The following is a 12,068-nucleotide window of genomic DNA, read 5'->3' as shown; positions in this document are numbered from 1 at the left end:
CGTTTGCGGCGCGACTTAATGCTCAGTTTGCGCGCTGTCCTCCGTGTCGTCGCGATGGACAGGCAGAAAGAGTCTGACAGTCGTGCCGACGCCCAGCACCGAGGCGATGTCGACATGGCCGCCGGATTGTTTGGCAAACCCATAGATCATGGAAAGGCCGAGGCCGGTGCCTTTGCCCACTTCCTTGGTTGTGTAAAACGGTTCGAACGCTCGTGCGATAGTTTCTGGGGCCATGCCAGAACCGGTGTCGATGACGGAGATGGTCGCATAGTCTCCCGGCATCAGTTCCGAATGGCCATTTCCAATTTCGGTGGCTTCGGTTTTGAACCAAAGCTGGCCACCTTCGGGCATCGCATCCCGGGCGTTGAGGGCAAGGTTCAACAGGACATTCTCGAGCTGGTGGCTGTCGATGCGGATATGTTGCATATTCGGCGCGAGATCGGCTGCGAAGATTATGTTCTCGCCAATCGTGCGCTGGATCATATCGCCGACATCGCCGATCAGCTGGTTGAGGTCTGTGGGGGCCGGAGCCAGTGATTGGCGCCGGGAAAATGCCAGAAGTCGCTGCGTCAATGCGGCGGCACGCTTGGCTGCCGCTCCTATGCTCGCAAGGTTCCGATGCACTTTGGCGTCATCAATGGCGGCCAGGCGCAGTCCGAGCAGCTCTACGCTTCCCGAGACTACCGTCAGCAGATTGTTGAAATCATGGGCGATACCGCCGGTTAGCTGGCCTACAGCTTCCATTTTCTGGGCCTGCATCAGAGCTTCCTCCGCGGCTGCTCGCTCGTCCAGGGCTTCCTCGATGCGGGTCTCGAGGGTTTCGTTGAGCAAGGCCAGCTGTTCTTCCGCCGCGTGGCGCGCTGTGTCATCGCGCATGGCCAGCACTGCGCCAGCCTGGTTGCCGTCAGAATCGAACAATGGCCGGGCCGTGCCTATCGCCAGAATTTCCGAACCGTCCGGCCGCCTTATTCGCCAACGCGCATCCTCGACCGTTTGTCCCTGGAGAACGGCGCGGGCGAGTGGAAGTTCGAGCGCAGGATAGGGCTCGCCATCGACCGTGAACAGCCGATAGGATTCGGCATAGTCTTTCGGATCGACATCAAGATTGTGCACGCCGTGCAGTTTGACGGCCGCGTCGTTGACGAAGATGATCTGCCCGAGTGTATCGGTAACGATGATGCCTTCGCCGATCTGATCCATGATCGAGGAATATTCCAGCGGGCGTAGCATTGAGCCCGATATTGGAACGACTTTTTCGCGGCTGTTGGGGCGCAGATCGGTGATATCTGCGTGAAGGACCGTCCATGAGCGGATTTGGGTGGCCTGATCGAATTGCGGAACGGCATTCCATGCAACGCGTTTCCATGTGCCGTTGCGATCGCGGATCCTGTGTACACGGACAAACTGCGCACCTTTCTTGCTGGCGATGCTCCATTCGTTTTCAGTTGTTGCGAGATCGTCTGGATGAATCGTTTTTTTCCAGCCATCGCCTTCGTAGTCGGCACGCGTCTGACCCGTCATCACAGTCCAGTCCGGTTGTGCCCCTTCAAATTTTCCTTCGGCTGTGAAAGACAGGATCAGCGTCTGTGCTTCGGCAAGGGATTTCCGGAGCGCCTTGTACCGGCTCTCGTCGAGCGATTGTTCGTGACTGATATCGGCCATGATCGGTATCCTTGCCCCCTGCGCCGTGGAAATTTCGCGCCTCCGACAGGGTTCTCACCGAAGATGGTTAACTATGCGTAAACGCGAACCATTTTTCGCGGTATTTTTATACACTTCCGAACGGGACAATCCGGTTTTCAGTATCATGCCCGATATTGGCTGCGCCGAGAAAGGGGATATTCGTCACCGAAGACCAGTGCCGGACAATTTCTTCGCCGGTCATGCCGAAATCCGTATCGTTGCTCGTGATATCGCTGCATCGGCCCAGCCGAATGCCGGCGACCTTGCGGACGTCGGGATTGGCCGTAATGTGATGCATGGTTCGATCAATTTTATACAAATATTCAGATACTTCTTCAAGTATTAGAATGTAGTTTGTTAAGTCTGGCTGGAGTGCGGTACCGAGTATCTGGCTGAATGTAATCATGTTAAAGGCGGCGGCCGGGCGACCGTCCGCCAGTGACGGTTCCAGGGTATCGGGGGCGCGATCGACCAGCCAGCGCAGCGCCCGGTCGATGGCTGCTTCGCCACCGTCCCGCACTATGTCCTGGCACATGGGTCCGTGCGCGACAGTGCAGCCGGCTTTGTGAAGCCCCGCGAGCAGCACTCCGGCGTCGCTATAGCCAAGATACTGTTTTTTCCGCGCCTCAGGCTCCAGTCGATCCAGAACCCTTTGGGCGATCCTGCATGCGCCATAGCCACCGCGGGCAAACCAGAGCGCGTCGAACGCCGGGTCGTTGGCGATGTCGAGAAAGGCTTCGGCCCGTTCGGCATCATTCCCGGCAAAATGACCATGTGCCAAAAAACTGTTGGGATGGACATAAAGCTCGGGCGGATCGTCCGGGAAAAGCGCGTTTGCCTGCGCGATGACGCGCTCCGCCGTTTCCCGTGTGAAGGGCGAACTTGCTGCAACTATGCCGATCCGCATCGCTTTTTTTAACACCCGATGCCTTTCCGAAATTGAAAAACCGCCCCGCTCCCCATAGCGAGGCGGGATGACAAACGACAAATCCTATTTCTTCTGCGGCATCGGCGGGAGCGGAATGTTGCCGCTGGCCAGCATATTGCGCGGGCGCGGCTTTACGGTGGCTGGCTCCGATCGCGCGCTCGATCAGGGACGCACGGCGGACAAGTTCGAATGGCTGCGCGGTCAGGGCATTGCCATATTCCCGCAGGATGGCAGTGGGGTAACCGATAAAACTCAGATACTTGTGGCGTCCGCAGCGGTGGAGGACACGGTCCCTGACGTCATGGCGTCACAACGCCTCGGGCTGGAACGGATGACGCGGCCCGAGCTGCTGGCGAGCCTGTTCAATGCGGCTCGCCGGAGCATCGGGGTTGCAGGCACCAGCGGCAAATCGACGGTGACCGGGATGATCGGCTGGATCCTGCATGATTGCGGGCTTGACCCGACGGTGATGAACGGCGCGGTGATGAAGAATTTCATTTCCGATGAGACGCCGTTCGCCAGTGCCTTGGTGGGGCAAGGCGATGATTTTGTGAGCGAGGTCGACGAAAGCGACGGCTCGATTGCGCTCTACGAGCCGGACATCGCGATCCTCAACAACGTGTCGCTCGACCATAAGTCGATGGAAGAGCTGCGGGAGCTTTTTGGCGCGTTCCTGGGGCGAGCCGGAAAGGCAATCGTCAATATCGACGACTCCGAAAGCGCGCGGCTGGCCGAAGGGCTGGCGCCCGGGCGGCGCTGTACCTTTGGTTTCGGCGATTCCGATGCGGATATTTACGGCAGCAATATCGTCGAAGCACCGCTGTCCGTGGCTTTCGATGTTCGTGAGCGGGAGGAAAACTACCGCGTCGAGCTGGCCGTGCCGGGTCGGCATAATGCGGCGAACGCCCTGGCTGCGCTGGCGGCAGCAAGGGCTTGCGATATTCCCCTGGACAAGGCTGCGGCCTCTATCGGCTGTTTTCAGGGCCTGCGGCGTCGCTTCGAGATTGTCGGCACGGCCGGCGGGGCGACGGTTATCGACGATTTCGGGCATAACCCCGACAAGATCGCCGCGACGCTGAGGACGTTGCACGCTTTTCCCGGGCGGCTTTTGGTGTTTTTCCAGCCTCATGGCTACGGACCGCTCAGGAAAATGGGTGCGGAGCTGGTCGATTGCTTTGCTGGCAATCTGACGGAGGAAGATCGCCTAATTCTTTGCGATCCTGTCTATTTTGGTGGAACGACGAATCGCAACGTTGGCAGCGGATCGATCATCGATGGTGTGGTCGCGGCGGGCCGGCAGGCCGAGCATATCCCCGATCGCGATGCGTGCGGTGCCCGGCTTGCCACACTCGCTCAGCCTGGCGACCGCATCCTGATCATGGGCGCGCGCGACGACACGCTTTCGACATTTGCTGCAGAAATTCTCGACCGTATCGAACAGCAGCGAACAGACTAGTATTCCCCTTTTGTTCTCGTTAGGATGCGCCATGGCAAAGCCCCAGAAACGATATGTCTGCCAATCCTGCGGGTCGGTTGCCTCGAAATGGCAGGGCCAGTGCGCGGACTGCAAGGAATGGAACACGCTGGTCGAGGATATGGGTGGCGTCGTGACGCCATTTCAGGCCAAGCATAACCTGCAATCCGGCGGGAAAGCGGTTTCGCTTGTCGAGCTGGATGCCGATATTGCGCTGCCGGATCGTATTCAAACGGGCATTGCGGAACTCGACCGGGCCCTGGGCGGCGGACTTGTGGAAGGCTCTGCTACTTTGCTCGGCGGCGATCCGGGCATCGGCAAGTCGACGCTGCTGCTCCAGGCCTGCGCGATTGTCGCGAAAACGGGCCATGACGTCACCTATATCTCGGGCGAGGAGGCGGCCGACCAGATCCGCCTGCGTGCCCGGCGATTGGGGCTTGGCGATGCGCCGATGAAGCTCGCCGCAGCAACCTCTGTGCGCGATATCCTGACGACGCTCGGCGCCGACAAACCGCCCGCTCTGCTGATTATCGATTCAATCCAGACGATGCACAGCGACCTGATCGAGGGTGCGCCGGGCACAGTGAGTCAGGTGCGGGCATCCGCACAGGAGCTGATCCGTTTTGCCAAAGAGCGGGGAACGGCGGTGGTGCTTGTCGGCCATGTCACCAAGGACGGCGCGATCGCGGGGCCGCGCGTGCTCGAGCACATGGTCGATACCGTGCTCAGCTTCGAAGGCGAGCGCAGCCACCAATACCGGATTTTGCGGGCGATCAAGAACCGGTTCGGCGGTACCGACGAGATCGGCGTGTTCGCGATGGCTGAGCAAGGACTGGAAGAGGTCGCCAATCCCTCCAGCCTGTTCCTGACAAGCCGCAAGGAGGATGTCAGCGGTGCGGTGGTCTTCCCGGCGCTGGAAGGCACAAGGCCGGTACTGGTGGAGATACAGGCGCTGGTGGTGCGCCTCGCCAGCGGCGCGACACCGCGCCGTGCGGTCGTCGGCTGGGATTCAGGGCGTCTCGCGATGATCCTTGCGGTGCTGGAGGCGCGGTGCGGGCTGAGTTTCGCGACATCGGAGGTCTATCTGAACGTTGCCGGCGGCTACCGGGTCGTCGATCCGGCGGCCGATGTTGCGGTTGCCGCTGCGCTCATTTCGGCCCTGTCCGAACAACCGATTGCCGCCGACACCGTGGCGTTCGGAGAAATATCCCTGTCGGGCGAAGTGCGCACCGTCTCGCATGCCGGGCTGAGACTCCGGGAAGCATCGAAACTCGGCTTTTCCAAAGCGTTGCTGCCGGCTTCCGTCGAGAGCCGGGAAAGCGGTATGGCGCTCGAGGGCTTTTCCGCCCTGCGCGCACTGGTTGACCATTTGCTGGGCCGCGCTTAGCGCGCTGGCATGACTGCGCTTGATGCTATTGTTCTGATTCTTGTGGTCGGCGGCGCGATCCGCGGCGGTATGCGCGGTTTCACCTATGAAGTGCTGACGCTGCTTTCCTGGGTATTCGGCGTTATCGCGCTGCGCGTTTTTCACGGCTCGGTTACAGAGTTCCTCGCGGGCATAGTCGGGGACGACGGCGCGGCGCCGATCCTCGCCTTCGCGCTGCTCTTTGGCGGCGTGTTTTTCGTCAGCCGCTTCATTGGGCGTAAACTGGGCATCGGCGTCCGCGAATCGCTGGTCGGGTCGTTCGACAGGATCCTCGGCTTCGGGTTCGGAGCCGTCAAAGGGCTGATCGCGATCACCTTGCTCTTCCTGCTCGCCAATCTGGCGACCGATATCGCCTATGGAGGAGATGCCGAGCGACCGGACTGGATGTTGGACTCGCGGACTTTCCCGCTGCTCAACGCCAGCGGCCGGGCAATTATCGATTTCGTCGAGATGCGGCGCGAAGCGGGGGACGCCGGCGAACCGGCAGCGGCAGAGTGAATCTTCCAGTTCGTTCGCAAATAACCGCTTCACTGGTATTTATTCCCGAACCGATTAAATCAGGCTCATGTCCGCAGCACTCTACAACGCTGAGATCCTGCGCCTCGCGGTAGAGATTCCGCATCAGGTGCGGCTCCCGTCGCCCCATGCCAGCGTCGAAAAGCGTTCGCCTGTCTGCGGCAGCCGCGTGACTGTGGATCTCGAAATGGGGCCGGACGGGCGGGTCGCAGTACTGGGGCAGGAGGTACGCGCCTGTGCTCTCGGACAGGCTTCCGCCTCCCTGATGGCTCGCCATGCGATCGGTCGGACGCTTGCCGAACTATCCGATGCACGCGATGCTCTGACCGATTTTCTCGCAAGCCGGCGCAGCGATCCGGGCGGCTGGCCGGGGCTGGAAATTTTCGCTCCCGCCATTCCGCACAAGGCACGCCACGCTTCAATCCGGCTGGCCTTCGAGGCAGTGGCCGAGGCGGCCGCGCAAGCCCGGGTTTCAGTCTGATGGCGGCCGAAAAAGCCGCCGAAGAACTTGGCGGCGGCCATGGCATCACCGGCGAACTGATGTTCGACGGTTTCATCCTCCTGGGGGCATCGCTCGGCTTTGTCCTGCTGTTCCGACGCCTCGGTCTCGGCGCGGTTCTCGGCTATCTGATCGCCGGGATTGCGATCGGTCCGTTCGGCCTGGCGCTGGTGGGTCGCGGCGAATCAATACTCTCGGTGGCCGAGATCGGAATCGTGCTCCTCCTGTTCCTTGTCGGGCTCGAGCTTGCACCGGCCCGGCTCTGGAGGCTGCGGCGCGACATATTCGGGCTGGGTCTTTCCCAGGTTGTCCTGTGCGGGTTGGCTGTGACCGGACTGGTCCTGCTGGGGACGAACCTCACCATCGCCGCCGCTCTCGCCATCGGGTTGCCGCTCGGCCTTTCATCGACGGCACAGGTCCTGCCGCTGCTCCAGTCTGAAGGCCGGCTCAATACGCCGCTGGGTGAGCGCGCCTTTTCGGTCCTGCTGTTTCAGGATCTGTCGATCGTGCCGCTGCTGACCGTGGTGGCGGTTCTGTCTCGCGCACCTGCCGATCCCGGTGCGCCGCCAGGCTGGCTCCTCGCCATCTATGCGGTTGCGGCGATTGTCGGGCTCGTCGTTGCGGGGCGTTACATTCTCAATCCCCTATTGGCGCTGGTCGGCCGCTTTGCAGAGCGCGAACTGTTCATCGTAACCGGCCTGTTCACCGTCTTCGCCGCCGCCGCACTCATGGATTCGCTTGGCCTGTCCATGGCGCTCGGCGCCTTTGTCGCCGGCGTCATGCTCGCGGACTCGCCCTATCGCCACGAACTCGAAGCGGATGTCGATCCGTTCCGATCCATCCTGCTGGGTCTGTTCTTCCTGGCTGTCGGCATGATGCTCGATGTCGATGTCGTGCTTGCACAGCCGCTATTCGTGATCGGGATGGCGGCAGCGCTGGTTGTCACAAAAGTCGCAATCATTTTCGGTCTGGCGATGGCTTTCGGTGTCAGGGCACGGGCGGCTTTCGTGCTCGGCCTGCTGCTCAGTCAGGGCGGTGAGTTTGCCTTTGTCCTGTTTACCGAAGCCGAACGCGCGCTGCTGGTGACCGATGCCGCGTCGAGCCTGTTCGGTGCTGTCGTCACCCTGTCCATGGCCACGACACCTTTCCTCATGGCCCTTGCCAAGCGTTTCGGCGGTGTTCGGGCATCCGCCCGCGATGACATGGAAGGCCCCGAAGATGCTCCGACACCCGGGGCAATTGTTGTGGGACATGGGCGTTTCGGCCAGACGGTCGCGCAGATGCTGACAGGGGCCAATATCCCCGTGACCCTGATCGATTCCAAGCCCGACCAGATCGACCTGTCAGGTGAATTTGGACGCAAAGTCTATTTCGGGGACGGACTGCGCGTCGATCTGTTGCGCGAGGCAGGTGCCGAACATGCCAGCGCAATCCTGTTCTGCAACGACGGCACGGACCTGGACAACCACAGGCTGGACGCGGTCCGGATGGCCTTTCCGAACGTCAAAATCCTCGCGCGGGTTTTCGATCGTCGCCATCTTCTCGGTCTGGAACAAGGCCAGCTCGACGGAGTTTTCAGGGAAGTTCTTGAATCGGCGATTGCCATGGCGCGCAAGGCGATGGAGCTTGTCGATCTGGACGAGAGCCTGATCGATCGGGTCGAGGAAGAGTATCGCAAACGCGATTGCACCCGCCTGGCCATGCAAAGCGCCGAAGGGAGCCTGCATGCGGGATCGGAAATGAGCTTTGGCGCTGCGGACTCGCTCGATTTCGACGGCGCGGACAAGCCGGGCGACTAGGGCTTAGTCGGCGCTGTTCAGGAACGCGGCTACATCTTCCAGATCGACATCGCGGGCGAGAAAGGTCTCGCCGATCCCGCGCGCCAGAAGGAAGGGAAGGGTGCCGCCCTCCATCTTCTTGTCATGCATCATATGGGCGCCGAGCCGCTTGCCATCGGCGCGAACACCGGCACTGGACAGGCCGTGAGGCAGCCCGGCAGCTTCGAAATGCGTGGATACACGCTGCGCATCGTCCTCGCTGCATAGCCCCTTATGCGCGGAGTAGCGGAAAGCGAGAACGATTCCGGCAGCGACGGCCTCGCCATGCAGGAGGGCATCGGAAAATCCGGTTTCGGCTTCAAGAGCATGGCCGAATGTATGCCCAAGATTGAGCAGGGCGCGCCGGCCGCTGCGCTCCGTTTCATCCTCTCCGACAATGCGTGCCTTGGCAGAAACGCTACGCTCTATCGCCTCGATCTGTGCCGCGCGCTCGCCGGCGAGCACATCAGCGCCATGGGTTTCACACCAACGGAAAAAATCAGCATCGTCGATCAGGCCGTATTTGACCGTTTCCGCATAGCCCGCGCGCAATTCGCGTGGCGGCAGGGTATCGAGAACGGACGGATCAATCAGGACAAGGGATGGTTGATGAAAGGCGCCGACCAGATTCTTGCCGGCCCTGCTGTTGATAGCGGTTTTTCCGCCGACCGAGCTGTCGACCTGCGCCAGCAAAGTGGTGGGTATCTGGACAAACCCGCAGCCGCGTTTGAGGATAGCTGCAGCGAAACCCGTGAGATCGCCGATGACGCCGCCACCCAGCGCCACGACATGATCACCGCGCTCTATACCGAGTTGCAGGAGCTGGTCCGTCAGCATTTCGAGCTGGGCCCAGCTTTTCGTTCCTTCGCCCGCAGGCAGAACGATAGGGTGAATGGTGATCCCGGCGGCGTCCACGCTGGCTTTGAGGCGAGGCAGCTGGCGCTTGGCGACAGCCTCGTCGGTAACGACAACCATGCGTTCGCGTGTCACAAATGGCGCAAGAACATTCATTGCACGGTCCAGAAGCCCGTCTGCAATCTCGATGTCATAGCTGCGTGTGCCCAGCTCGACAGGGACGGTGGTCATTTAGCCAAGGCCTCCAATATGCGGTCGACGGTTTCATCATGCGCGCCGTCTCCGCTCTGTACATGGATCGGGGCCTGTGAATAGAAAGGATTACGCTTTTCGGCGAGTTCGGTCAGCACCATCTTGGGGTCTAAATCCCGAACAAGGGGGCGGGTATCGCGCCGTGACACCCGTTCCGCCAGAACATCTATGTCGGCGTTGAGCCACACAGCTGTCGCGACTTTGAGGACCAGCTCGCGCGTTTCTTCCTGAACGAAAGCGCCGCCGCCGGTGGCGATGACCTTCGGCGGCCCTTCTATCAGGCGGGCGATAACCCGGCGCTCGCCGTCGCGGAAATAATCCTCGCCATAATGTTCGAACAGCTCGCCAACCTTCATCCCCGCGGCGGCTTCGATCTCGTCATCCGAATCGACGAATGGCATGCCAAGCCTGCTTGCCAGCCGCCGGCCGATCGTCGATTTGCCGACACCCATCAGGCCGACAAGCACTATGGGCTTGTCGATATGGGATTTTATCGCTGTAGGCGACGAATTCGGGGATGGGCTAGGCGTCATGGGAATAGGGGTATAAACTGTCTGCTTGGTCGTATCAAAAGCTCAAAAAAGAGCTGGTCATCATAAGGTAACTCACGGATATGTCGCGCTCGCTTTGGATTTTTCTCCTATTTTTGCTGGGTTTGATGATCTTCGTCTATTATCTCTCCACAATCGACACCGAGGTCGAACCCCAGCTTGTCGAAGAACCGGTGGCCGATGAAGTTCTGGAAAACTAAATCGCTGATGGCATTGGGTGTCGGCGTCAGCGTCTATGCGCTGATCGTGCCGGCCTTTGGCCAGGATGCGCCTGAATCCCTTTTGCCGGAGGGGTTCGGCGATCCGGTCGCGCCCACGCCGGCCCCGCCGCCTCCGCCCCCTGCTCCGACACCATCGGCGCCGGCAGGTCCCACGCCGTCGGCCCCGGTCTCGCCGTCGCCCGACCGCGAAGCCGTCCTGCAGGGTGAAGGCGATATTGACGAGTTCGATATCGGCAGCCTGGAATTCGAGGATATCCCGCCCGAATATGAACTGCCGCCTCAGGCGCGCCGCTCGCTTGCGCTGGTCGGGCCGCTGACGCCGGGCAATGGCGGTTATGGCGAAGAGGCATTTGCCGGAGCCGACGGCCGGTATATTTCGCGCCTGATGCGCGAACTGGATGCGCCGGGCCCCTCGCGATGGATGCATATCAGCCTGCGCCGGGCGCTACTCAGCCATGTGCCGACACCCAATGGGGTTGTGGCGCCGGACTGGATAGCCGAACGGGCCTGGCTGCTGCTCAGGATGGGGGAGGTCGATGGAGCGCGCATGCTCGTGCAGCGCGTCGATAGTGATCGCCACACGCCGAAGCTGTACGCGGTTGCAATGCAGACCAGCCTCGCTGCTGTCGATCCGGCGGGATTCTGTCCGCTGGTTACGGGAGCCAGGCGCAGCGCGGAATCTCCGGCTTGGATAATGGCGGACGCGATTTGCGCCGGGCTCGGCGGCGAAAGCGCACGTGCGACAACGCAAATGGCCGGGATCCGCGATGCGGGGCTGACCAACGGTTTCGACGTGCGGCTCGGAGATCGGGCGGTGAATGCCGGCGGCAGTTCGAGCGCGATCCCGATCGACTGGGCGGGCGTCGAACAACTCAATGCGTGGCGATTCGGTATCGCCAACGCCACTGGCGCGGAAATCCCCGATACCGTCTATGCGACCGCAGGCCGGCAGGTAGCGGCATGGCGGGCGCGGACGCCTACCATCGATCTGGCGGCCCGAATAGCGCCGGCACGTACCGCGACTGTGATGGGCGTGCTTTCCAATCAGGCGCTTGTTTCGATGTACAGCGCCCTGTTGGCGCAGCTCGATCCGACGGCCATTCCGGGCTCCACCACCGATATTCTCCGAACGGCTTATGTCGAGCCGGACGAGGGCGAACGCATCGCTGCCATGCAAACGCTCTGGACCGAAGAAGATGGTGTCGATGGCCGTTATGCGGGCCTGATCCTGACTGCCCGGGCGGCGGCGCGAATTCGGCCGGTGGGAGATCATGCCGGCGCCGCGCAAGATCTGATCGCTGCGATGATGGCGATTGGCCTCGATTTGCAGGCCGCGCGCTGGGCATCGGTTGTCGATGACGACGAGAGCGGCGATGCCTGGGCTCTGCTCGCCGTGGGCGCGCCGCAACCGGTTGTCGGGATCTCGTTTGCCCGCCTGGAAGATTATGCCGGAGAAGCAGGGGCGGCCGGCCGCCACCGCGCCCGGTTGCTGGCTGCTGCGCTGGCCGGACTCGGGCTGCTCAATGCCGATGAGATCGGCGACGCGGATCGCGCATTCGGCCTGAATATCGACGAAGAGGATATCTGGTCCCGCCAGCTCGAGCGCGTGGCACGGGGGCAGCGCGTCGGTCTCGTCGCGCTGATCTCGGCGATCGGCATGCAAGCCGACAGCTGGTCCGGTATTCCGCCGCGCCATCTCTATCATATCGTGCGGGCTTACCGGCTGGCCGGACGGGAACCCGAAGCCAGGATGATTGCCGCCGAAGCCGTTACGCGCGCCTGAACCGGTGGCCGGAGATCGCATCGCCCAGCCATCCGGAGAAGATGCCCGCCTGATTGCCCGCTT

At 61.6% G+C, this 12,068-nt stretch carries 11 protein-coding genes; 7 read left to right on the top strand and 4 right to left on the bottom strand.

The window, feature by feature from the left end; translation table 11 throughout:
• Positions 1-15 precede the first annotated feature (15 nt).
• Both DFR46_RS04700 and DFR46_RS04695 read right to left on the bottom strand, forming a co-directional pair.
• On the bottom strand, positions 16-1,662 hold the full coding sequence (locus tag DFR46_RS04700) for an ATP-binding protein (protein ID WP_116235397.1): 1,647 nt from the start codon (positions 1,660-1,662) through the stop codon (positions 16-18).
• A gap of 106 nt (positions 1,663-1,768) precedes the next feature.
• Positions 1,769-2,605 carry an LD-carboxypeptidase gene (locus tag DFR46_RS04695; RefSeq protein WP_342769823.1) on the bottom strand — a complete coding sequence of 279 codons (837 nt, stop codon included), beginning with the start codon at positions 2,603-2,605 and terminating at the stop codon, positions 1,769-1,771.
• Positions 2,606-2,657: 52 nt separating this feature from the next.
• Here DFR46_RS04695 and DFR46_RS04690 point away from each other — a divergent pair, with 52 nt between their 5' ends.
• The 5 genes from DFR46_RS04690 (at position 2,658) to DFR46_RS04670 (ending at position 8,325) form a co-directional block, all read left to right on the top strand.
• Positions 2,658-4,067 (top strand): UDP-N-acetylmuramate--L-alanine ligase, encoded by a 1,410-nt coding sequence (locus DFR46_RS04690; RefSeq protein ID WP_116235395.1) that lies wholly within the window; start codon positions 2,658-2,660, stop codon positions 4,065-4,067.
• 31 nt (positions 4,068-4,098) lie between these two features.
• The gene (radA, locus tag DFR46_RS04685; RefSeq protein WP_116235394.1) at positions 4,099-5,472 is read left to right on the top strand and encodes a DNA repair protein RadA; all 1,374 of its coding nucleotides are present in this window, start codon (positions 4,099-4,101) and stop codon (positions 5,470-5,472) included.
• Positions 5,473-5,481: 9 nt separating this feature from the next.
• The gene (locus DFR46_RS04680; protein ID WP_116235393.1) at positions 5,482-6,009 is read left to right on the top strand and encodes a CvpA family protein; all 528 of its coding nucleotides are present in this window, start codon (positions 5,482-5,484) and stop codon (positions 6,007-6,009) included.
• A gap of 67 nt (positions 6,010-6,076) precedes the next feature.
• Positions 6,077-6,508: an iron-sulfur cluster assembly scaffold protein gene (locus DFR46_RS04675; RefSeq protein ID WP_116235392.1), complete on the top strand. Its 432-nt coding sequence runs from the start codon at positions 6,077-6,079 to the stop codon at positions 6,506-6,508.
• The gene (locus tag DFR46_RS04670) at positions 6,508-8,325 is read left to right on the top strand and encodes a cation:proton antiporter domain-containing protein (RefSeq protein ID WP_116235391.1); all 1,818 of its coding nucleotides are present in this window, start codon (positions 6,508-6,510) and stop codon (positions 8,323-8,325) included. The genes DFR46_RS04675 and DFR46_RS04670 overlap by 1 nt, the downstream gene beginning before the upstream one ends.
• Positions 8,326-8,328: 3 nt before the next feature.
• Here DFR46_RS04670 and aroB read toward each other — a convergent pair whose 3' ends face one another.
• On the bottom strand, positions 8,329-9,429 hold the full coding sequence (aroB, locus tag DFR46_RS04665; RefSeq protein WP_116235390.1) for a 3-dehydroquinate synthase: 1,101 nt from the start codon (positions 9,427-9,429) through the stop codon (positions 8,329-8,331).
• Entirely contained in the window at positions 9,426-9,983 is a 558-nt protein-coding gene (locus tag DFR46_RS04660) for a shikimate kinase (protein ID WP_116235389.1), read from the bottom strand. Before DFR46_RS04660 ends, aroB begins: the two co-directional genes overlap by 4 nt.
• Before the next feature lie 80 nt (positions 9,984-10,063).
• On the opposite strand from DFR46_RS04660, the gene DFR46_RS14775 reads away from it, so the two are divergent.
• Positions 10,064-10,201, top strand: coding sequence for a hypothetical protein (locus tag DFR46_RS14775; protein WP_162843394.1), 138 nt, complete (start codon positions 10,064-10,066; stop codon positions 10,199-10,201).
• Entirely contained in the window at positions 10,182-12,005 is a 1,824-nt protein-coding gene (locus DFR46_RS04655) for a hypothetical protein (protein WP_147297616.1), read from the top strand. The genes DFR46_RS14775 and DFR46_RS04655 overlap by 20 nt, the downstream gene beginning before the upstream one ends.
• Positions 12,006-12,068 lie beyond the last annotated feature (63 nt).

The sequence above is a fragment of the Parasphingopyxis lamellibrachiae genome, from assembly GCF_003385775.1.
Lineage (GTDB): Bacteria > Pseudomonadota > Alphaproteobacteria > Sphingomonadales > Sphingomonadaceae > Parasphingopyxis > Parasphingopyxis lamellibrachiae.
This window is presented reverse-complemented; position numbering and strand designations above follow the sequence as displayed.